Here is a 21,377-nt window from a genome sequence, read left to right as displayed (position 1 = left end):
GGCCAGCTCCCCCGGAATGACCGGCGGACCTGCCGCTTCCACGGCGCTTCGTTTTGGAGCTGTCCATGAAATTTCGTTTCCCTATCGTCATCATCGATGAGGACTTCCGCTCGGAGAACACCTCCGGTCTTGGCATTCGCGCCCTGGCGGCCGCGATGGAACAGGAAGGCATGGAGGTCGTCGGTGTGACCAGCTATGGCGACCTGTCCCAGTTCGCCCAGCAGCAATCGCGCGCATCGGCCTTCGTCCTGTCGATCGACGACGAGGAATTCGGCGGCGGCTCGCTCGAAGAGACCGATTTCGCGCTGACCGGCCTGCGCGCCTTCGTGAAGGAAATCCGTCACAAGAACGCCAACATCCCGATCTATATCTACGGCGAGACCCGCACCAGCCGCCACATCCCGAACGACATCCTGAAGGAGCTGCACGGCTTCATCCACATGTTCGAGGACACCCCGGAATTCGTGGCGCGCCACATCATCCGCGAGGCCAAGGCCTACCTCGACAGCCTGGCGCCGCCGTTCTTCCGCGCGCTGGTCAACTACGCCTACGACGGCTCCTATTCGTGGCACTGCCCGGGGCACTCGGGCGGCGTGGCTTTCCTGAAGTCGCCGATCGGCCAGATGTTCCACCAGTTCTTCGGCGAGAACATGCTGCGCGCCGACGTCTGCAACGCGGTCGAGGAACTGGGCCAGCTGCTCGATCACACCGGCCCGGTGGCCAAGTCCGAGCGCAACGCCGCGCGCATCTACAGCGCCGACCACTGCTACTTCGTGACCAACGGCACCTCGACCTCGAACAAGATGGTGTGGCACTCGACCGTGGCGCCGGGCGACATCGTCGTCGTGGACCGCAACTGCCACAAGTCGATCCTGCACTCGATCATCATGTGCGGCGCGATCCCCGTGTTCCTGATGCCGACCCGGAATCACCTGGGCATCATCGGCCCGATCCCGCTCGAAGAGTTCACGCCCGAATCGATCGCCCGCAAGATCGAGGCGAATCCGTTCGCGCGCGACGCCGTCAACAAGAAGCCGCGCATCCTCACCATCACCCAGTCGACCTACGACGGCGTGGTGTACAACGTCGAGACCCTGCGCGAAATGCTGGACGGGAAGATCGACACCCTGCACTTCGACGAAGCCTGGCTGCCGCACGCGACCTTCCACGACTTCTACAAGAACATGCACGCGATCGGCCAGGACCGCCCGCGCGCCAAGGAGTCGATGATCTTCTCGACCCAGTCGACGCACAAGCTGCTGGCGGGCCTGTCGCAGGCGTCGCAGGTGCTGGTGCGCGAATCCGAATCGGTCAAGCTCGACCAGGATGCCTTCAACGAGGCCTACCTGATGCACACCTCGACCTCGCCGCAGTACTCGATCATCGCGTCGTGCGACGTCGCCGCGGCCATGATGGAAGCGCCGGGCGGCACCGCCCTGGTCGAGGAATCGATCCTGGAGGCGCTGGACTTCCGCCGCGCGATGAGGAAGGTCGACGAGGACTTCGGCGACGACTGGTGGTTCCAGGTCTGGGGTCCGGATAAGTTCTCGGAAGAAGGCATCGGCACCCAGGACGACTGGATGATCCGCGCCGAAGAGAACTGGCACGGCTTCGGCAAGCTGGCGCCGGGCTTCAATATGCTCGACCCGATCAAGGCCACCATCGTGACCCCGGGCCTGGACCTGTCGGGCCAGTTCGGCGAGACCGGCATCCCGGCCTCGATCGTCACCAAGTACCTGGCCGAGCACGGCGTCATCATCGAGAAGTGCGGCCTGTACTCGTTCTTCATCATGTTCACCATCGGCATCACCAAGGGCCGCTGGAACACGCTGGTGACGGCGCTGCAGCAGTTCAAGGACGACTACGACCGCAACCAGCCGATGTGGCGCGTGATGCCGCAGTTCGCCTCGGCCAACCCACGCTACGAGACCCGCGGCCTGCGCGACCTGTGCAACGAGATCCACACCTTCTACAAGTCGCGCGACGTGGCGCGCCTGACGACCGAGATGTACCTGTCGGACATGGTGCCTGCCATGAAGCCGTCGGACGCCTTCGCCAATATGGCGCACCGGAAAATCGAGCGCGTCGCGATCGACGAGCTGGAAGGCCGCATCACGGCGATCCTCTTGACGCCTTACCCGCCGGGCATTCCGCTCCTGATCCCGGGCGAGCGCTTCAACAAGACCATCGTCGACTACCTGCGCTTCGCGCGCGACTTCAACGAACGCTTCCCGGGCTTCGAGACCGACGTCCACGGCCTGGTCAAGCGCGAAGTCGACGGCAAGCGCGGCTACTTCGTCGATTGCGTGATGCAGGACGCGTAAGCGGGGGGCGAGCCCTCCGCCCGCCGAGAGAGGCCCGGAGCGATTCCGGGCCTTTTTTTTCGCGTCTTCGCTCAGGAAAAGGTGCTGCGCTTCCTGCCGGCGCGCGCGGCGCGCCAGGAAGACTGATGACCGATCAGGTCTTCGGCAGGGTCACGCCGTGCTGGCCCTGGTACTTGCCGCCACGGTCCTTGTACGAGGTCTCGCAGACTTCGTCGCTTTCGAAGAACAGCACCTGGGCGCAGCCCTCGCCTGCGTAGATCTTGGCCGGCAGCGGGGTCGTGTTCGAGAACTCCAGGGTCACGTAGCCTTCCCACTCCGGCTCGAACGGCGTCACGTTGACGATGATGCCGCAGCGCGCATAGGTCGACTTGCCCAGGCAGACGGTCAGCACGTTGCGCGGGATGCGGAAGTATTCGATGGTGCGCGCCAGCGCGAACGAGTTCGGCGGGATGATGCAGACGTCGCTCTTGACGTCGACGAAGGAGTTCGAATCGAAGTTCTTCGGGTCGACGATGGTGCTGTTGATGTTGGTGAACACCTTGAATTCGTCGGCGCAGCGGATGTCGTAGCCGTACGAGGAGGTGCCGAAGGAGATGATGCGGCGGCCGTCCTGCTCCCGGACCTGCTTCGGCTCGAACGGCTCGATCATGCCGGTGCTCTCCGCCATGCGGCGGATCCATTTATCGCTCTTGATAGTCATTATTGGTATTCCAGCAGGAAGAAAATCCCGCGATTTTACGCGAAATGCCGGCGCCGGTGCGGGTCGGCGCGCATGCGCCAGGAATATTTGATTGCCCACCGACGCGATGTTGAATACCATAAGTCAATACACTACATGGAGATTCATATGTTCGTCTCGAAAGTCCCGTTGGTACTGCTCCTGGCCGCCCTCGCCGGATGCGCTTCCCCGCCCGCCACCGAGCAGGCGCCCGCGTCGCCCCCGGCCGCGGCCGCGCAGCAAACCGCCGCCAATGCGCCGCTCGACGAACCGATGACCGGCTCGCGCATCCGCAAGCGCAATGCGGATGGCGGCGACCGCACCGTCAAGACCGTCGGCGCGCAGGACGCGCGCAATGCGCTCGACACCTCCGTCAGGCCGCTCAACAGCAACTGAGATAGCGGCTAAGCCAGCAGCCGCTCGATCATGGCGTGCGCCAGGCGCGCCGTCTCCTGCGGCTTCTCCAGCGGATACAGGTGGCCGCCTTCGATCATCACCAGGTTCTCTCCCACCAGCTTGCGCGTCGAGCCCATGCCGGCCTGGCGCATTTCTTCCGAGCGGGTGCCTGCGATGAAGCCGACCGGCACCGGGAACGGTGCGCGCAGCACCGCATCCATGTGGTGCGGGAGCGTCTGGTAGATGGCCGATTCGACGTCGCGCCGGAAGCGCAGGGTGACGCCGTCCGGGTGCGGCGCCAGGCCGTGTTCCAGGTAGTCGTCCAGTGCGCCCGGGGCCCAGGCCTGGAAGATCGGCTTGGCGCTGAAATGCGCATACGCGGCTTCGCGGCTGGGCCACAGCTCGCGGCGCTTGCGGGCGAAGCGCGCCGGCGACAGGCGTTCGCCCCAGCCGGCCAGCTTGGCCAGGCGCCAGCCCAGCGCGCGCCAACCCGCCACCACCGGCGAATCGAGCATCACCACGCAGCGCGCCAGGTCCGGGCGGCGCTTGGCCGCCAGCATGCACAGCATCCCGCCCAGCGAATGGCCGACCAGGATCGCCGGCTGGCCATAGCCTTCCAGGTGTTCGACCAGTTCGTCGACCAGCGCGCCCCAGCCGTCGGCGACCGGATGGCGCGGATCGTGGCCGTGCATGTCCAGGGTGCGCACGTCGTAGTGCTCGCGCAGTTGCGCCAGCAGGCGGTTGTAGGTGCCGGCCGGGTAGCTGTTGCCATGGGCGAAATGAAGCAGGGGTCTGGACATGGGGCGCGATCGAATGCGGGAGCGCCCCATTGTAATGTCCAGCGCCGCCGGGCGCTCCGCCTTTAGAAGGAAACGCCTACTACCAGCTCGGCGGTATAGCCCTGGACCGCATTGCCTGTTACGCTCGCCATCTGCAGCGCCGTGCCGTCGCTGAAGACGTTGTCGGTCGCGTAGCTGATGCGGGCCAGGTTGCGCACGCTGCTGGCGTAGCCGCTGCTGGCGTAGGCATCAATGAGCGTCGCCTGCGGGAAGGCGAACTGCGAGGTCTTGATCCGGTTGGCCGCGCTGCTGGCCTTGGCCAGGCTTGGATAGACCTCGAAGTGCACGTGCGGCATGCGGCCGTCATAGCAGCCCGGGAAGATGGTCGTGAACGTGAGCCAGCCTTCGCTGTCGGCTTCCTGCACGCCGCGCAGGTAGTTCTCGTCCACGATGCCGCTCGAGTACATCGAGTAGCCGCCTTCGCGCGTGCAATGCCACAGATAGACGGCCGCGCCGCCGGCCGCGGCGCAGCCCTGGGTCACGTTCTCGATCTTCAGCCGGATCACAAGCGGCACGCCCTGGGCCACGCCGCTGGCGCCACCCACGCTGGCGCGAATATCGCTGCGCACGATGCCGGACAGGATCAAGGCGTTGGCCACGCCGTTGGCGTTGCGGTTGGTGCCGTCGCCCGGATAGGGGCCGCCGGTCTCCTCGGGGATGACGGAACAGGCTGCATTGCCTCCCCCCGTGCCGCCGCTCGTGCCGCTGCCGGTCGTGGTGGTCGAGGTCGAGATGCCGTAGCCATCGTCGACGCTGCCGCCGCCGCAGCCGGCCAGCGGCATGGCCGCCGTGCTCACGCCGAGACCCAGCCAGCGCAGCGACTGGCGGCGCGTGGCCGGCCGCGCCAGCAGGCGCGCCAGGTCGGCGCCGAGTCCGAGATGGTGATCGTCGTGCTGGTCGTGATGCTGGTCCGACCCAAGGATGGTGGCCGGGACGCTCATTTGGCGGCCTCGCGCTGCTTGGCGCGCGCGCCCTTCTTGTCGGCCCTGCCCTTGCCGCCTTCGCCGCGCGGCCGGTCGAGCCGTGCGCGCTGCTCGGGCGTGAGCACCGCCTTGATCTGGGCGTCGGTCCGCAGGCGCAGCAATTCCTGGTCGGCGATCGCCTGGCCCAGGGCCTGGGCGCTGGCGGAGGCGCGCGCCTCGTCGAGTTGGGGCGCACGCGCCAGTTCGCCCAGCGCCTGGCCGGCCTTGCGCTCGGCCTTCTCCAGCTCGCGCCGCTTTGGCGCCTGGGCGTGCAGGATGGCGAACACGCGGTCCTGCTGCGCCTCGCTCAGGTCGAGACCGCGCAGGAAGGGCGGACCGGCGTGCAGGCCTGGTCCGAATGGCGGGAACGGGTCCCTTGGCTCGAACGGGCCGTCGGCGCGGCCGTCCGCTTGCACGACGCCCGGGCCGGCGTCGTGGTCTTCAGCGGGCGGCATCGCTTGCGCCAGGACGGCGGGGGCGGCCAGCAGGCAGGTGGAAAGCAGCGCGGCGGCGCGCAGCGTGGTCAATCTGGTGTGCAGGGTCATCACGGATCCTCCGGTGTCTTGGAGCAGCCATTGTGTGGCGGGCAAGTGTAAAACGCGCCTAAGAGAGGTAAATCCGGGTAAAGCCGCGCCTTGCGGAAAAGACCGCGGCGCGCGACTGCGCTATCCTGTCGCCATGAACCATGTATTGCTTATCGACGACGACGTCGAACTCGTCGGCATGTTCGCCGAATACCTCGAACAGGAAGGTTTCAGGGTCACCTGCGTCCACAACGGCGACGATGGCGCGCGCGAAGCGCTCAGCGGCCGCCACGCCATCGCCATCCTCGACGTCATGATGCCCGGCGCCAGCGGCATCGACGCCCTGCGCCAGATCCGCGCCGCCAGCCGCATCCCGGTCTTGATGCTGACCGCGCGCGGCGACGACGCCGACCGCATCCTCGGCCTCGAACTCGGCGCCGACGATTACGTGGCCAAGCCCTGCACGCCGCGCGAACTGACGGCGCGGGTGCGCGCCATCCTGCGCCGCACCCACGCGCAGCCCGAGAGCAGCCCGGGCGCGACGCTCACGGTCGGCAAGCTGACCATGCATCCCGAGGGGCGGCGCGCCACCTGGGATGGCCAGCCGCTGGACCTGACCAGCACCGAATTCAACCTGCTGGAAGTGCTGGCGCGGAACGCCGGAAAGCCGGTGAGCAAGAACGAGCTGTCCGAGCAGGGCCTGGGGCGGCCGCTGGCGCGCTTCGACCGCAATATCGACGTCCACCTGAGCAGCCTGCGCCACAAGCTGGGACCGCTGGCCGACGGCCGCTCCTGCCTGCAGACCATCTACCGCCAGGGCTACCAATTGATCAAGGAGTAGCATGGGGCGGCTGTTCTGGAAGTTCTTCCTTTGTATCCTGCTGGCGCAGCTGACGGCCACGATCGCCATCGGGGGCGCCTTCTGGCTGCGCGACCAGGCGCGCCAGAAGGCCAGCTCGAGCCTCGATTCCGGCCCGCCGGCCGCGGTCGCCCTCGACGCGGCATCCGCCACCCTGCGCCACGGCGGCGAAGCCGCGCTGCGCGGCCTGCTGGCCGACCTGCGGCGCCCGCAGTTGTACGTGCTCGATGCGGCGCGCCGCGACCTGCTCGGGCGCGCGGTGCCGGCCGAGCTGCTGAAGGAAGCCGAGCGCCAGCTCGGCAACGGTGAACCGCGCGGCGCCTGGCGCGGCGCGCGGCATCTGGTCGGGCCCGGCGGCGAGCAGTACCTCGCCTTCGTCGCGCGCCAGCCGGGACGGCCGGACGGAGCGCGCGGCGGCCCGCCAGACCCGCTGACGCCGGCGCTCGACCCCGGCGCGCGCCGCCGCCTCGGCCAGACCGTCGTGATCGGGGCGGCGGTCGTGGCCAGCCTGCTGTTCGCGGCCCTGCTGGCCTGGTATTTTTCGCGTCCGATCCGCGCCCTGCGCAGCGCCTTCGAGGCCGCCGCCGCCGGCGACCTGGCGCCGCGCTTCGGCCCCGCCACCAAGGGCGGCGACGAACTCTCCGACCTGGGACGCGACTTCGACCGCATGAGCGGACGCCTGCGCGCCCTGATGGATGGCCAGCGCCGCCTGCTGCACGACGTCTCGCACGAGCTGCGCTCGCCGCTGGCACGCATGCAGGCCGCGGTCGGACTGGCGCACCAGCAGCCGGACAAGTTCGCGACCACGCTCGAACGCATCGAGCGCGAGAGCAACCGCATGGACAAGCTGGTCGGCGAGCTGTTGACCCTGTCACGCCTGGAAGCCCTTCCCGACGCGCTGCGGCGCGAGCCGGTCGACCTGACCGAGCTGGCGGACGGCATCGTGGCCGACGCCCGCTTCGAGGCCGCGCAGCACGAGGGGCGCGAGGGCCAGTCCAGCGCCACCCGCATCCTGATCGAGGCCGAGGGCAGCGTCGGCGTGACCGGCGACCCGGACCTGCTGTGGAGCGCGCTGGAGAACGTGGTGCGCAACGCCGCCAAGCACGGCGCCGACGGCGGCGTCGTGACCGTCGCGCTGAGCGCCGGCGGCGGCCTGGCGCGCATCGACGTGCTCGATCGGGGACCGGGCATCCCGCCGGCAGACCTGGCGGCGGTGTTCCAGCCCTTCTTCCGCGCCGGCGCCTCGCGCACCGGCGTCGACGGCCACGGCCTGGGCCTGGCGATCGCCCAGCGCGTGGTGCAGGCCCATGGCGGCGAGATCGTGGCGCGCAACCGCGAGAATGGCGGGCTGCGGGTGACGATCACGCTGCCGCAGGCCTGAAGCTGGAGGGGCATCACCGCCCGTGCCAATAGCGCGCGTGGGTCTCGCGATGGGTCTCGACCTGCAGTTGGGGACCGAAGCGCAGCGTGACGGCGCCGCGCTCGTCGGTGCGCAGGCGCCGTATCCCGTGCTCGGCGTAGCGCTCGTAGACCGCTTTTTTGGGATGCCTGTAACGATTGCGATGGCCAACCTGGAAGATGCCCAGCGACGGCCCCACCGCCTGCAGGAAGGCGGCGGTCGACGAGGTGCCGCTGCCGTGATATGACTGAAACACAGTGTTGCACCGAGTGTCGCAGGGCCGTGTTATCGTGTTCTGAACAGCAACCTTCGCGCGGGGAGTGGATGCATCTGTTCTTCACAGACGAGAATTTCTTATATCACGGCATCAACCGGCCAAAGATCCCGTTCATCTGCGACGACCAAATGAGACTGGTCGATGCTCCAAATAAGTACCTGCGATACATCGCGACCATCAGCGGTCGCACATCATCCCCTCGGACGTGGGAAACATACGGCAACCATCTATACGAGTTCTTCAGCTTTCTAGAAGCCAACTCTCTATCTTGGAAATTGATTGGGTTAGAAGAACTAGCTGCATGGCGCGACAGTATGCTTCATCGTGAGTGCTCTCGCACGACGGTTAATCAGCGGCTACGATGCGTTCAGTCGTTTTTCAAATGGGCTGACAATGTGAAGCTGATTAAAGGACATCCATTTGTTTCGCAAAGAGTACGAGCTGCGAAACATAAGGGCCTGCTTGCTCATCTCGATTGTGCTGCCAATTCCACCGTAGCCAGCGTTCTCACACTTCCTACGCATCAAACACTACCTAAATTCCTAAGGCTGGAGGAAGCACTTGAAGTCGTCGCAGCAATAGAATCTCCAACCTTAAAATTGAAGATCTATTTAGCGCTATTATCTGGAATGAGACGAGAAGAGATAGTCCACTTATCGTACACTGTTTTACCGAACCCATGTGGTCGCGATATCAGTAAGCTCGTCCCTATGACCCTAGACAACAGACTTACTCCAACCAAAGGTTCGAAAACAAGAACAGTAATGCTTCCTTACGACCTTGCGGCCGCGCTATGGAATTATTTTTGTATAGAATGGCCATTGCGGAACCTAAAGTTCCAACAACGTGAAGGCCGAGATTCGGAAAAACTATTTTTATCGAGCCACGGATACGAATATTCAATTCGATACTTGAACAACGCCTTATCTACTATATCGAGTAAAACCGGAATAACATGCAGACCGCACATGCTACGACATACATATGGAACATATGAGTTCCTCAGAGTTCACCGAAAGTATAATTCTACGCAAGCGCTGTTATGGTTGCGAGACCGCATGGGACACTCATCCATTTCAGATACCGAGAAGTATGTTCATACAGCAGCTTTGCTTAGCAATGACGAATTAGACCAGTATCAATTAACAATCCTTGGAGCGCTATCCAATGCCAATAAAGCGAAAAAAAATCGATAGAAGCGCTCCGATAAAAGACCTCAATTTATCGGAAATACCGCCTGGCTGGACCTTTTCCGTGAAATTTGACAACGGCGAGATCGTGAACTTTGACTTTCTACCGTACTCACGGTCCGACCGCGACGAAATAGCTCTTCAGTTTCGCGATGCAATATGGAGCATGAGATTTTCGTCTACCGCAGCAAGCCTTGTAAGTTATATGAACGCGATAAAAACCTTCTGGCGGTTTTTAGATGACCTACAAGAGCGCGCTTCCCCGATTTCTCGATTTTCGCAAATCGATCGCAAAACAGTCGATACTTTTCTCAGCTGGTTGTCAATGAGAGTAATCTCCGAGCCGCACAGAAACGCAGGGAAGCCTTTTTCAGTAACGCACCAGAGAAATATATTCTCGGGAATAAAAGGTATTCTCGTTAATCGTCAACGGCTCTCCCCGACAAGCGTTTCGACTGACCTTAGCTTTCCTTCAAATCCATTCCCATACTCTAATCGTGCCGCGCCCCCCCGAAGAGAATACTCACAGGACGAACAAGATAGAATTGTAGCAGCACTCGGCGCCGATCTTAAGATGCTCCACGAAGAGGGCTTCGATTCCCTCTCAGCGCTAGAGATATTGATCATTCACATACTCGCCTTAGGTCACCTCACAGGCCTGAATCTCCAGCCATTACTCGAGCTTAAGCGTGATAGTTTACGATCCCATCCCATGCCCGATCGCGAAATGCTTATAACTGAAAAGCGAAGAGGCTGGACTACTCATGCGGCATCAATCAAGTCGATGGACCGTAGTCCAGACTCGAGCAAGAAGGCTGACTTTGTACCTCGCTTTATCGGCGACCATATCAGGGCTTTAAGCGCATATACCTCTAGATTCACAGAGCAAGCCCCCCCGAATCTCCGCGAATATATTTTTCTCTATCGAATAGCAAAAGGTCCAAAGCAGAGCAATGTTGAACGGCTATCACGCCAAGCGGTCAAAGCAGGCTTGCAACGATTCGCGAAACGACATAAACTTTTCACGGAATCAGGCACTTCTTTCTCGCTTTCGTTTGCAAGATTGCGCCCAACTTTCGGAACAGAACTCTACAAGAAGACAAAAGATATACGACAAGTATCTTTAGCTCTGGGGCACGCTAGTGTCGATACAACTGCTCGTTATTACGTCACAAATTCTGCAGACTCGACAAGAGACCATGCGATCGTGCTGGACGCAATGAGTTTAGCGTTCAGTAGCACAACGACGCCAGGCGGCGTAATTATCGCGGCAGATGGCAGTGTACCGGCATCCGAACTGAAGAACCTCCTTCATTCTGGATATTCCACGGGAATTGCTCATTGTAAGAACCCGTTTAGAGATGACGAATCTGTCTGCAAGAAATTCTTCACATGTTTTCGATGTCCAAATATGCTGGTTTTCGAAGATGATCTGTGGCGACTCTTTAGCTTTTATGAGAAACTGCTCTCTGAGCGCCCAAAGTTAAGCACCGATCACTGGCTGAAAACATATGGCCCAATTGTGCGGCGAATAGATGAGGACATAGCGCCACTCTTCCCACCAGAGAAAGTAGTTGCAGCTAGAGTTAAAGCTAAAGAAAATCCACATCCAGCCTGGAGAGTATAGTGGACTTGAATTTTCAGCGGACCATACTTGAATCTTTACATGATTCAACGCGGCAACATAAATCAGATATGCCAGTCTCTGTGATCGCAACTGAAAACTCTAACGTTCAAGTTATAAGCCGCTACTCTGATTCGATTTGGGATTTTTACCCTTACATCCCTCAAGAAAATTTGAAGAGATGTCATAAGCGATTAGACTGGAACATTAGATTGAACAATGGGAAGCGCCTGACCGACCCAGGCTACGCCCGGCTTCTTGATTCTTCAAAAGACTTTATCTGGTCCCTTTTCTATAGCCCTGCGGACGGTTACCAGCGGCTTGGCATGTCGACATTGATCGCTAAGGCAGGATTACTACAGCCACTTTTAAGTTGGATGGTAGATCATGGCATGGATCAGTTCCACCAGCTAGACGGGCACACCTTGGAATACGCCGCAGTGGCTAGGTACAAAGGCACAACTAGCGAACTGGTCAGCAAGAGCACAGTGCACTATAGGTTGCACATTCTAGAGTTTCTTTACCGCCAACGTGAGAAACTTGCTGATTCGCTCACTGAGCATCCGTGGCCGCTTGAGACCGCACTCTCGCTTAGCGGCAATCGCCGAGGCGGTACCAACCGTAAGCCTTCTACAGAGGTTATTCCTGATCATATCGCCAAGAATTTAATTGCGCTTGCCTATGATTACATTTATAAGCGCTCGCCACTGATCCTTTCAGCTCTAACCGCGCTAACGAATATCCCGCGGGATAGTCTGACCAAGCGCGATCAAGTTTGGTCAGATGCTAGGACAGCGACTGCGAGATCACTAGGATTTTCAGGAGCAAGCGCACTTCGTACAGAAACTGTGCGCCTCAGGACAGCATGCTATGTCGTAATCGACCTTTTTTCAGGCTTACGTGACAGCGAACTGCTTTCGCTTGAAGCGGGGTGCATTTCACGTGGGCATACGACCGACGCAGGGACCGAAGCTTACTGGCTTCATGGCACAATTTATAAGTTAGGAAGACGACCAAAAAAGTGGCTCGTGCCGCAACCTGTTGTTGACGCGATTGGAGTGCTAGAAAAACTTTCCGCGCCTCTCCGAGACAAGCTTCGCGAAGAGCTTCATGAGCTGGAATCGCTTCTTGCAACACCTGGGGTCAGCGAGCAGCCAACATATCTTGGTCTCTTGCGCCGGCTCCACACCACGCGAGCTCAGCAAGGAAAGCTTTTTTTGTCCGTAGCGAGAAAGTACGGTAACGAAATTTCTGTTATATCTGGCACGAGAGTAGGCAATGATCTAAAAAGCTTTAGCGCCTCCTCAGCAATGAACGAAGCTGACCGAAAGTATAGACTTCACGCCCATCAGTTCCGCAGGAGCTACGCCTGCTTTGTTGCCCGAGCTGAGTTAGGAGACCTTATTACGCTGCAGGAACACCTAGGGCACTGGACGTTAGATATGACCGTCTATTATGCCGATGGAGCTAGCGACGAATATGAAGTCGATACCGAGCTCGTTGAAATGGTTGGAAACGAAAAGTTGCTACGCCATGAGGAAATTGTAAGCTCATATCTGCTTAGCGACTCACCCGTAGCGACCGGCGCCACATGGCTTAAGCAATGGAGGCAGACGGTTCGTACGGCTCAAAGCAAAGAGGAACTAATCAAAAAATATGCAGGGACGATTACGCTGAACGGGACCGGTCATTCCTGGTGCACAGGAAATTCACGAGGTAGAGGATGCGGCGGACTCTGTGTCTTCGAGGCACAAACATGCGTCGATTGCCACTACGGGATCATCGGCCAGGAGCATCGTCCAGTTTGGAATGGCATTAGGGAACAACAATTAGACGCTTTAGCGCTTGACGACATGGGCCCCGGCGGCAAAGAACTTGCCAATGACATTTTGCGGATTGCAGAGAAAGTACTGAAACGCCTCGACGGAGGTGCGTCGTGAACTCTTCGACTGAGGATAATACGCTAACACCGATATTAAGCTTTCGGGACAAACAGCTCGAAGATACAAGGCAAAGATTGTGGGCTGCCCTCGACCGGCTACGTTCAGGGAATACAAACATTGTCCCAATTGGGACGAAACTTTCAGCTAAAGCATTAGCTGAGGAGGCGTGCGTAGACAGAGCAACCTTGTATCGGTCTCATTCAATAGTGCTAGAGGAGGTCCGCTGCTCTTTAAAAGAAATTACTCCAAAAGCGCCGCGCCCCGCCCCGAAAGTCAGACGAACCGATGCTAGTAAAGTGAGTGAATACCGGACTCTCGCCGAACAGGCCCAGCAGCAGGTAACCATGCTTGCCCGACAACTTTATATGCTAGATGCGCAGATATCAGAGTTGACTCGCACGATCGAGATGAAGAACTCGATAATAAAGGAGCTGACAGAGCGTGTTGAACATCAAATACGGATCGTCAAGTAGCGTTTCAGTTGATAGGCGCCTAGGCATCTTTCTGACGTCAGAAGTTTGCCTCAGACACCGCTTAACGCAGCAAGACAGCCTAGGATTTCAGCGTACCTTTTCTAACACATCAGTTGGACTTCAATGTCCAGTAAACTTCTGACGTCAGAAGAAGCGCCGCGTTTTTCGCATTTTTGCTAACTTGTTATCGGACTAGAGCGATGCCTACATCAGTGGAAATTCGACGTCCAGTAGAGCTTCTGACGTCAGAAGAACCGTCTATGTTTTCACTCTTTTCCCGATCTACAGATCAGGTCGAGACATTGAACTACCGGGACGTTACGTACCACTTAGAACTGGCTCTGGTCACCGCAGCCGCGCTCATCGGCGGCATTGCTATTCCATCAAAAAAAATTGGATGAAAAACACACTGGAAGCGCTGCTCAATCAGCACGACAAAATCGACCGCTTCAAACTGCTTTCGTCGAAGGACATTCTTGCTAAGTTTGAACTAGCAACTATTCGCGCGCGAAGTCTTTCAAATCTAGACCGATGGAATTCGAATGGAGTCTGGTGTAGCGCGCATGATGAGTGGCGAACTCTCATGCAATCAGGATCGGACGAAGAGATCATTCTTGCAATGACCGACCCCGGTGAAAACGCCAACCGTCTCAGGCAATCTCCTCCCTACGTTGGCTTATTAAGTCAAGAGCGGCGTAACGAATTAATAATCGAAGCGGGACTTTCACCTCCATCCGCTGAATCGATGGAGAAAGCGTCGGCTCTTCTTGCAGCCGGCTTCATTTGAATTTTGGAATCAAAAAGAGAAAACGGTCATGCCTGCTCGCTGCCCAGATATCTTGGCTTCTTCCTTGCGGTCAACTCTTCAAATAACTGCGGATAGTAAACCCAAATAGTCTGATAAGGCTCACTGAGCCACGAGCGGAAACATAGAACTAATAATGCAAGCACAGCGATAGCGAAGGCGAAATCGAAATTTGCTGGCACAAATACGGCTCTCGCGCTCATGATCGTTGATAGATTCTTTTCTGTACTGAAATAAAGATTCAAACTCAACATAACTAAGATCCGAAGCGCACCGGTGCCCATGTTACTCCGTAAGCGCATCGCGTTTGCAGAACGTGTTATTGATTCTCGATACTTTTCTAGAAGATAGGTACTCTGCTCTGCATCTGCCTTAATAAGTAACTCGTTGTCAGTAACGCACCCTGTCGGCCTGCGCTTTGCTTCTCTTTCATCGAAGGTAATGAAAAATCGGCGAAGAGGGTACCACCTGAGGATTGCAGTTATTGAGGCATCTAAAATTGGAATCAATACTGACAGTAAGATTGCATACAACAGTCCTGCCACCATAATCTCGCCAACCTCTGCGGACCATTCTACCGAACCCCATGAAAACGAAAGCAAATTCTTCCCTTTAAAAGCGAGCAAAAGGGTATCAAGGAAGAAGGCGAAAGCCGCAACCTGCATCACTAGAGATAGGTCGCCAGCATTCTCAATTACACCGAACGGATCGGGCAGCTTTTTCTCTTTGAGTTCCACATCAACACTTGTCATAACAATTAATCACAAAAGATTGGCTTGCGCACGTTACTACGAGCAGAATAGCGATGTATCATTGAGGAATAAAGCCGGCGCGGTCCCCCTCGTTCGCATCATCGCCAGCAAACCACTCATAGTGCACTGCACTAGCCACATCGGCCGGTGGCTCCTTATTTTCGATCACAATAACTTGAATGCCCTTAGGGATATTTTTTAATGACTCCCAGAACGCAGCTTCCACGCCAACAGGAATCTCCCCGTCCGCTCCACGTACGCTTTTCGCGCCTTTTTTCTTGTAGCTGGTTAGCGGCGAGTCGATTACGACAACCCCAAAATGGGGCTTGCCATTTTTTGCGCAATACCTCAAAAGACCGATCGTAAATGCGGAGTACAATATCGCCCGTACACCTTTACCATGAGAATTACGCGGTTGCCCATCTACTATAATATCGTATTCTTTCTCGTCAAATTCAACTCTTGGATTATTTCCCCATGCCCAGTCCCGAAGTACGCCCTCGATCTCGACACATAAACCGTGCTGTGCGACCGAAGAGATGCCGCCCCAGTCTTGCCTATTCTCAACGCTCGCGGAGATTTCGATTTCGAGTTCGTTTTTTACTTTATGAAGGCTGATCCAATGCTCTCGGTCCGAACGGTTTGCTTCTCGGTCCGCCCGGCTCTTCAATTGATTCTCATAAGCTCGTAGTAGATCCGACATCTGCAGCTCAATATCAGTATCAAGGCTATGCTGCAAGTTTGCAATTTTGGATATTGCGTCTGACTTCTCGTTGATTACCGTTTCCCTCTTCTGATCCAGGTCCGCTATGGCTTCCGCCAAGTCACGCCTATGCGCTTTGATCTTCGCAGCTTCAGCGACTGCCGATGCACGGATATGAGAGTTGTTGCTTGTAATATGCTCGTGGTCAGGCATATTTTGGTCGCACAGTGGACAATTTACATCCTGAAGAGCAGAGATGAAATGTGCTCCTTCAGCAATAAAATCTAAACGCTGCAGATCCGAACTGTATCGTTCGTCCAAAAGAGTGTATCTGGTACGAAGTTCGCCAATTCCGAGCAGCTGTGAATCTGCTTTTATACTCGACTTAGTGAGATCCTGTTGAGATTGAAGTATACTGCTTCTTGTCCTCCCAACATCGTTAATTGCTTCAGCCAAATCGTCTATAAAAGCATCCGCCTCATCTTCTTCATCCAAAAGCTCGGTATCGGCGTTTTGGTAGCGAGCTTCGAGCGGAGCAAGCAAGTCAACAATCAATTCAAGCTTTGCTTTAAGACGAGATTTGATCACCTCATTTGCTTCTGAGGCAATAATATCTCTATCATCAGTGCCCGTCAGTACATATGATAACGTGCGTTTTAACGCAGTCGTATCGAAACCAGGACGCCCCAGAACTGGAGAAAACTCGTCGATGACCGTTACTTCCCCGACAAAGAATAGCGGTGCGAGAGTACGTACAGTTAAGCGTTGCGTTTTTCCGAGGGCATTCTTACGTAGCTGCGCATCATTAATTCCGGCGAAAGGAAGGACCACGGACGTGATATCTGGACGGATGCTCTTCCCAGATCGCTTCGGGTCAATGATGTCACCGCTTCCTGATATCTCCTTTATGGAAGAATGATAGGCGCGGAGTTTCCCACCGTCAATCGGTCGAACTAAGGTTAGAAATTCGCCCCTTGAATTTTCAAATTCAACAAACAGCATTTTGTAATTTGGCGTGGCTTCTTTCAAACGCTTTATTTTTTCTGCGCCAAATATAAAATCCAAACACTGCAATAAATAGCTTTTCCCGGTATCGGACTCGCCGGCTAAAACATTTGCACCAGCTTCAAAAACAACTGACGCGTCCTTTACGCCGTCACCCCGTAACGTTATTTTTCTGATCTGAAGCATATTTACAATTCTAAGGAATCGATAGCAGTAAGCGTTTCAAACTCCGCGCCCCACTTACCAACGTTTTGGGTTATATACGCGTCGAGATCTCCGTCTGTGAAAGATCGGAAATGATTTGCCACCCACTCTGCGCGACTCTTTAACGCAATTGCATATGGAGACTTCAATAGGCTCACAAAAGCTGCAGTGAGTTCAGTGGCGCCATACAAGAATCCCTCTGGAACAAACTCGATCCTCACGAGTTCCTTTGAAATAAGTTGATTAAGACCAGCCCGTACTAAATCACGCTTCACAAGAAGTTCAACACCCCTGTAAGGCACTGCCGGATGTAGACTTTCTGGGCCGAAATCAATATCTCCAGAGTGCACGAGAAGATAGTCGTACGCGACGATACGTTGGAGATCCATACGCATATGCTGCGAAGCATTCAACACGAATAAGGTCCTGAGTCCGCATTCGAGGGGCGAGTTGAATGGTCTCATCGCCAACCTCCACTTAAATAGGTAATGTCATTAATAGGCACACCAGTCAATTGTGCCTTTATTCGCAAGTTGATGGCAGATTCCTTCTCGATCTTTAGTGTTCATATGTGGAGCGAGAGGATGAGCGCCTAACTGGAGGCTCTGCGCGGCCTTTACTGTATTTTTGAGTCTCTCGATGGGCTCGTCAGCTGGCTCGGTATAAGAAAAAACCAAGCCATCCCCGAACTCCTCGGCTAGGGAATCAAAAAGTTCGGTACTTGCAAACTGATCACGGGCAAGCTCGAAGAGTCCTTCGGCACTGTAAAAGGTGAGTCGAGATCTAGTAAATAATGCAGCATGGTATTTACTAATCTGAAAGTCAGCCGCGGACTGAACTGACAATTTGAGGTGCGAGGCAATTACAGCATAAAGCTGCTCAATATATCTTGCCTCAGACGCCGCAACGTCTGAGGGTGGCTCTGGAGGTGATGGGCGATCAATTAAGGGGGCACCGAAAACCACTAAGTGATATTTAGTTTTAGCATGCTCGCTAATCAGTTCCTCTGGCTGCTTTCCCCTGAAGATGCTAAAGTCAAACTCCTCAATATACATCTTCAAGCTATCGCTTAAATCAATTTTTTTGGACGAGGTGATTGAAGTAGCGTAGTCGTCCCAGGTCGCCAGCATTTTCGCCCTTAGCTGGTCCGGATCATCCAGCAGATCTTGAAATGGCGACGTCAGACCGCGGTGAGTCACGAAGTGGTAGCTTTCTGGAACTGAGTAATCTCCAATGGAAGTGTAATAAAGTAATTTGGCGATTTCTATCCCGGCCTTGGACAGACCGAGGTTAGCGTCATAACGCTTACATTGGTAGAGACGCCATCTACGTGGCTTGATGTTAGGTGCGTCAAGCCAAACGATAACATCGCGGCCTTTATCGCCTGCTCCTCCGCGCCATTGCACTTCGAAGACCTCTTCCTGTTCGCGAAGATATCCAGATGCCCACTCAAGCGTGAATCTCTCGAACTCGTCAAAACTAAAATTTGCCAGACGCGCTAACTTATCTATCGGGAGTCCGGCTCCTACACCAAGAAGACGTGCGTTCGCTCCTGGCCATGGCGTAGGCGCTGGCAGGGAAATCGGTACATGGGTGTTGCTCTTTTTAGCCAAACTACGCCTCTACAGTAGCCGTTTGTCAACAATGTATTATCGGTTACATCTTGAATATTATCGGATAGCAGCCCTTAAATCGCGAGCGGAAACCTATAGCTTTCCGCTCACTGACCATTGTCCACTTCTGACGTCAGAAGTACGTTATCGTTGTCCAGTAGACTGCATCGACGTTAGAATAACTTTAGATATTACTTTTTTACCGCTCGCTTCCTAGGGGGCTTCGCTTTGGCAGGGCCTGGCAGTTCAGGTGCTGGGAACATGTCTTCTTGTGTCAGCCCATGAACCGATTCGTTTCTTAGCCCTTTAAGCTCCCGTAGAACATCAAGCAACATTATCTCGATTGAGGCAACTTTCTCATCGGCTTGCACTTTTCGAGGAGTTTCAACTATCTTCACACTTCGAGTCAGTGGACGTACATGATTTACCTGACGGTCGACATCTTCAGCATCGCCAAGTCTAAATTGGCATGTCGCCCCTGGGATGACCTCGACTGAAACAAGCCTCGGGTAAAGCTTCGGCAATTCTTTTAACCATGGCAAGCTTTGGCGTTGAGAGGCTATCCATTCGTACTCCGCCCAGCAAATGTCTGCAGTGGGGGGGTCATACATCGAAAATCCAGATCGTAAGAGTTTCTCGACAGAAGTACTAGTTCTAGCCCATTGTGCGTCCCAAGTGCCAGGACCAGCTAAACCAGCCAGCAACCCGAACCATGCGTAAACCGTTGGGAAATCGCTTGCAAACTCATCTAGTAAGCTAATATGACTTGTGCCGCCGCCTACGAGAAAACAAAGCCCAGCCACGATAAGTGGGATATTGGACCGCATGTCATTATTAGATGAGACGGCATTAAACGATAGAGAAATCGCCCTTTCAAACTCCAGCACACGTACTTCGATAGGCCCGCTTGCCATCTTGCGTGCGTCAATTCCTATGCGCTCCAAGACGGCAGCTGAAGCATAGTTAGGTTCGACGCCCGTTTCTACTATAGACAAAATCGCTTCGATCCATCCTTTTTGAAATGGGGTGCATTTAGCGTACTCATCGACAAATGACCAGATTGCTAACATATCATGGACATTGACTAAGCGCTGGGTAAACGATCGCTCATTTTGCAATTGATGCAAGCGGGCCGTCGTTACCTTATTTACTTTCGAATTAAGAGGATATAATAGGGAAGCGCGGGCCTGGCAAAAGCTGAAGCTTGCTGATGCACGTGAAAGAGGCAGAGTTGCTAGATTTGGAGCTGGCTCCCCTTGTGCCAACATTTCCCCCAAAATGATAGATGGCCAGACCAAGTCTCGACGATGCGGTTCGCCGTTATGCATCTCGCCTTCGATTCCTGAATAATCGCTTCGCGTCAATACTCGGACACTTTGACTAAGTGGAAATAGTTCAGGTGCGAACGTAGATAGCCAGGCTAGCAATTCAGTGAGCTGCTTATCCTCAACCACAATCAACGTCAAGATTGGGTGATCATCTTCGTCCGTATATATGCCGATTGATACTTCAGCGGTAGGTGCTTGTAGCATTGAACTTGCCACGGGGATGCGGCCCTCTAGCACAGCGGGTAAATCGCTGCGAGTCGCACTGAACCACCTGACCGACTCGGTCACAATATTAGAATATGGCATCAATATCACCAACCTTCTCTTCAGCAAAAGCTGATTCGATAAACGATTGAATCCTACCAGCATGATACATTCGCAAGGATGTCTTCGCGCGTGTAACTGCAGTAAAAACGAGAGTACGTTTCGCTAAATTCCCGGAAAAACGCTCAGCAGTTATTATGTGCACTGCGCGGAATTCAGTACCTTTCGCAGAATGGCAGGTCATAACAAACACGCGCTTCCCATCGGGGAATGTTCGGGCGTCCGGAGTATGATAGCTTACAAGACTAGCAAATTCTGAAGCGTCCAAACGGCTTTGAATTTCATCAAGCACGCCGTTTTTGTACGAAGGCACAAAAATACCAATAGACTCACCGACGAAAGCCTTCAATTGCGTCCGCAGAGCAGCGATTAGGTTATCTAACTGCTCTCCAAGTGTTGCGCATGGCACGCAAGTGGCACTAGACGGATTCTTTTTCTCGGGATAATTACTGGTTTCAGCGAGCATCCGAGCTCCATCGTACGGAGGAAGAATTTTATCAGCTACTTTGCATATTTCTAACCCGATGCGATAATGGTAGTGTAGCCGGATCAAATTAAATCGCAGGGAGTGAGCTTTTGTAATTCCATCTCCATTGAAAATAGACTGACGCTGATCTCCTGCAACATTCAATCGCGTCGTAAGTCGTCCAAGAATCTCCAGTTCATCACCTGTAATATCTTGAACTTCGTCTACAAAAATTGCATCGTAATAATCTTTTGGTGCGGATTGCAATGCTTGTCGAAGCTGCTCGATATACCATGATCGAACTTCGTCGTAAGGCTGGTCCGGTTCATTTCTAAGCACTGCGGGAGCAAAGTCACCAAGAATTTTCTTCGCCCACCAACGGAATGTCATGACATTGGCTGGGTCGATGAGCTGTTTTGGGCCAATCCCCGTCTTGATGAATTCAGCGAGCGTGCGACCGTACGTAATAAACAGGACATTCTTTTTACCGCTACTGCTCAAGTACTTTGCTCGCAGTAGCAGTAAGTTTGTTTTCCCGCAGCCCGGCGGCCCGACGAGCAAATGATTGCCGTCTGGCTCCAGAACGATAACACGTTCCTGATCCTCGTCTAGGTCTTTTCGATCTTTCCACCAGCTCTCTTGCATTTAT

The 21,377-nt window shown here is 55.6% G+C and carries 19 protein-coding genes; 8 read left to right on the top strand and 11 right to left on the bottom strand.

What is annotated here, in order from left to right:
• Positions 1-65: 65 nt before the first annotated feature.
• Positions 66-2,324: an arginine/lysine/ornithine decarboxylase gene (locus tag KY496_RS03595; protein ID WP_219863920.1), complete on the top strand. Its 2,259-nt coding sequence runs from the start codon at positions 66-68 to the stop codon at positions 2,322-2,324.
• 133 nt (positions 2,325-2,457) lie between these two features.
• On the opposite strand, the gene dcd is transcribed toward KY496_RS03595, so the two are convergent.
• The gene (dcd, locus tag KY496_RS03590; RefSeq protein WP_005670287.1) at positions 2,458-3,024 is read right to left on the bottom strand and encodes a dCTP deaminase; all 567 of its coding nucleotides are present in this window, start codon (positions 3,022-3,024) and stop codon (positions 2,458-2,460) included.
• 135 nt (positions 3,025-3,159) lie between these two features.
• Here dcd and KY496_RS03585 point away from each other — a divergent pair, with 135 nt between their 5' ends.
• Entirely contained in the window at positions 3,160-3,438 is a 279-nt protein-coding gene (locus KY496_RS03585; protein WP_219863919.1) for a hypothetical protein, read from the top strand.
• Positions 3,439-3,446: 8 nt separating this feature from the next.
• Here KY496_RS03585 and KY496_RS03580 read toward each other — a convergent pair whose 3' ends face one another.
• From KY496_RS03580 to KY496_RS03570, 3 genes are all read right to left on the bottom strand, one after another.
• The gene (locus KY496_RS03580; RefSeq protein WP_219863917.1) at positions 3,447-4,238 is read right to left on the bottom strand and encodes an alpha/beta fold hydrolase; all 792 of its coding nucleotides are present in this window, start codon (positions 4,236-4,238) and stop codon (positions 3,447-3,449) included.
• A gap of 62 nt (positions 4,239-4,300) precedes the next feature.
• Positions 4,301-5,218: an intradiol ring-cleavage dioxygenase gene (locus KY496_RS03575; RefSeq protein ID WP_184237419.1), complete on the bottom strand. Its 918-nt coding sequence runs from the start codon at positions 5,216-5,218 to the stop codon at positions 4,301-4,303.
• Positions 5,215-5,784, bottom strand: coding sequence for a Spy/CpxP family protein refolding chaperone (locus tag KY496_RS03570; protein ID WP_071363052.1), 570 nt, complete (start codon positions 5,782-5,784; stop codon positions 5,215-5,217). Before KY496_RS03570 ends, KY496_RS03575 begins: the two co-directional genes overlap by 4 nt.
• Before the next feature lie 133 nt (positions 5,785-5,917).
• On the opposite strand from KY496_RS03570, the gene KY496_RS03565 reads away from it, so the two are divergent.
• Complete coding sequence (locus KY496_RS03565) at positions 5,918-6,604, top strand: response regulator transcription factor (protein ID WP_005670278.1); 687 nt, start codon at positions 5,918-5,920, stop codon at positions 6,602-6,604.
• Position 6,605: 1 nt separating this feature from the next.
• Positions 6,606-8,003, top strand: coding sequence for a cell wall metabolism sensor histidine kinase WalK (locus tag KY496_RS03560; RefSeq protein WP_219863915.1), 1,398 nt, complete (start codon positions 6,606-6,608; stop codon positions 8,001-8,003).
• Between the two features lie 13 nt (positions 8,004-8,016).
• On the opposite strand, the gene KY496_RS03555 is transcribed toward KY496_RS03560, so the two are convergent.
• Positions 8,017-8,277 (bottom strand): ComEC/Rec2 family competence protein, encoded by a 261-nt coding sequence (locus KY496_RS03555; protein ID WP_219863914.1) that lies wholly within the window; start codon positions 8,275-8,277, stop codon positions 8,017-8,019.
• On the opposite strand from KY496_RS03555, the gene KY496_RS03550 reads away from it, so the two are divergent.
• The 4 genes from KY496_RS03550 (at position 8,265) to KY496_RS03535 (ending at position 14,315) form a co-directional block, all read left to right on the top strand.
• Positions 8,265-9,494 (top strand): tyrosine-type recombinase/integrase, encoded by a 1,230-nt coding sequence (locus tag KY496_RS03550; RefSeq protein WP_307729066.1) that lies wholly within the window; start codon positions 8,265-8,267, stop codon positions 9,492-9,494. The two genes, KY496_RS03555 and KY496_RS03550, sit on opposite strands and share 13 nt — an antisense overlap.
• Positions 9,495-9,552: 58 nt before the next feature.
• Positions 9,553-11,115 carry a site-specific integrase gene (locus tag KY496_RS03545; RefSeq protein ID WP_219863911.1) on the top strand — a complete coding sequence of 521 codons (1,563 nt, stop codon included), beginning with the start codon at positions 9,553-9,555 and terminating at the stop codon, positions 11,113-11,115.
• Positions 11,115-13,052, top strand: a complete 1,938-nt coding sequence (locus KY496_RS03540) for an integrase (protein WP_229520408.1) — start codon at positions 11,115-11,117, stop codon at positions 13,050-13,052. The genes KY496_RS03545 and KY496_RS03540 overlap by 1 nt, the downstream gene beginning before the upstream one ends.
• Before the next feature lie 873 nt (positions 13,053-13,925).
• Complete coding sequence (locus KY496_RS03535; protein ID WP_219863909.1) at positions 13,926-14,315, top strand: hypothetical protein; 390 nt, start codon at positions 13,926-13,928, stop codon at positions 14,313-14,315.
• Positions 14,316-14,341: 26 nt separating this feature from the next.
• Here the strand turns inward: KY496_RS03535 and KY496_RS03530 are convergent, their stop codons facing one another.
• The 6 genes from KY496_RS03530 to KY496_RS03505 all read right to left on the bottom strand — a co-directional run bounded on the left by KY496_RS03530 (position 14,342) and on the right by KY496_RS03505 (position 21,373).
• A complete protein-coding gene (locus tag KY496_RS03530) occupies positions 14,342-15,070 on the bottom strand; it encodes a hypothetical protein (RefSeq protein WP_219863907.1) in 729 nt (242 codons plus the stop codon).
• Between the two features lie 73 nt (positions 15,071-15,143).
• Entirely contained in the window at positions 15,144-16,979 is a 1,836-nt protein-coding gene (locus KY496_RS03525) for a hypothetical protein (RefSeq protein ID WP_219863905.1), read from the bottom strand.
• Positions 16,980-16,981: 2 nt separating this feature from the next.
• A complete protein-coding gene (locus tag KY496_RS03520; RefSeq protein ID WP_307729065.1) occupies positions 16,982-17,461 on the bottom strand; it encodes an ABC-three component system middle component 2 in 480 nt (159 codons plus the stop codon).
• A gap of 30 nt (positions 17,462-17,491) precedes the next feature.
• Complete coding sequence (locus KY496_RS03515) at positions 17,492-18,610, bottom strand: ABC-three component system protein (RefSeq protein ID WP_219863901.1); 1,119 nt, start codon at positions 18,608-18,610, stop codon at positions 17,492-17,494.
• A gap of 191 nt (positions 18,611-18,801) precedes the next feature.
• Entirely contained in the window at positions 18,802-20,307 is a 1,506-nt protein-coding gene (locus KY496_RS03510; RefSeq protein ID WP_219863900.1) for a hypothetical protein, read from the bottom strand.
• A complete protein-coding gene (locus tag KY496_RS03505; RefSeq protein ID WP_219863899.1) occupies positions 20,231-21,373 on the bottom strand; it encodes an ATP-binding domain-containing protein in 1,143 nt (380 codons plus the stop codon). The genes KY496_RS03510 and KY496_RS03505 overlap by 77 nt, the downstream gene beginning before the upstream one ends.
• Between the last annotated feature and the right edge of the window lie 4 nt (positions 21,374-21,377).

Source organism: Massilia sp. NP310, assembly GCF_019443485.1.
GTDB lineage: Bacteria > Pseudomonadota > Gammaproteobacteria > Burkholderiales > Burkholderiaceae_D > Telluria > Telluria timonae.
The sequence above is the reverse complement of the archived record's forward strand: the minus strand, read 5'-3'. Positions and strand labels throughout refer to the sequence as shown.

Coding starts and splice junctions, on each gene's coding strand:
- KY496_RS03595 (WP_219863920.1), top strand. CDS start 66: ATGAAATTTCGTTTCCCTATCGTCATCATCGATGAGGACTTCCGCTCG.
- dcd (WP_005670287.1), bottom strand. CDS start 3,024: ATGACTATCAAGAGCGATAAATGGATCCGCCGCATGGCGGAGAGCACC.
- KY496_RS03585 (WP_219863919.1), top strand. CDS start 3,160: ATGGAGATTCATATGTTCGTCTCGAAAGTCCCGTTGGTACTGCTCCTG.
- KY496_RS03580 (WP_219863917.1), bottom strand. CDS start 4,238: ATGTCCAGACCCCTGCTTCATTTCGCCCATGGCAACAGCTACCCGGCC.
- KY496_RS03575 (WP_184237419.1), bottom strand. CDS start 5,218: ATGAGCGTCCCGGCCACCATCCTTGGGTCGGACCAGCATCACGACCAG.
- KY496_RS03570 (WP_071363052.1), bottom strand. CDS start 5,784: ATGACCCTGCACACCAGATTGACCACGCTGCGCGCCGCCGCGCTGCTT.
- KY496_RS03565 (WP_005670278.1), top strand. CDS start 5,918: ATGAACCATGTATTGCTTATCGACGACGACGTCGAACTCGTCGGCATG.
- KY496_RS03560 (WP_219863915.1), top strand. CDS start 6,606: ATGGGGCGGCTGTTCTGGAAGTTCTTCCTTTGTATCCTGCTGGCGCAG.
- KY496_RS03550 (WP_307729066.1), top strand. CDS start 8,265: ATGACTGAAACACAGTGTTGCACCGAGTGTCGCAGGGCCGTGTTATCG.
- KY496_RS03535 (WP_219863909.1), top strand. CDS start 13,926: ATGAAAAACACACTGGAAGCGCTGCTCAATCAGCACGACAAAATCGAC.
- KY496_RS03525 (WP_219863905.1), bottom strand. CDS start 16,979: ATGCTTCAGATCAGAAAAATAACGTTACGGGGTGACGGCGTAAAGGAC.
- KY496_RS03520 (WP_307729065.1), bottom strand. CDS start 17,461: ATGAGACCATTCAACTCGCCCCTCGAATGCGGACTCAGGACCTTATTC.
- KY496_RS03510 (WP_219863900.1), bottom strand. CDS start 20,307: ATGCTGGTAGGATTCAATCGTTTATCGAATCAGCTTTTGCTGAAGAGA.
- KY496_RS03505 (WP_219863899.1), bottom strand. CDS start 21,373: ATGCAAGAGAGCTGGTGGAAAGATCGAAAAGACCTAGACGAGGATCAG.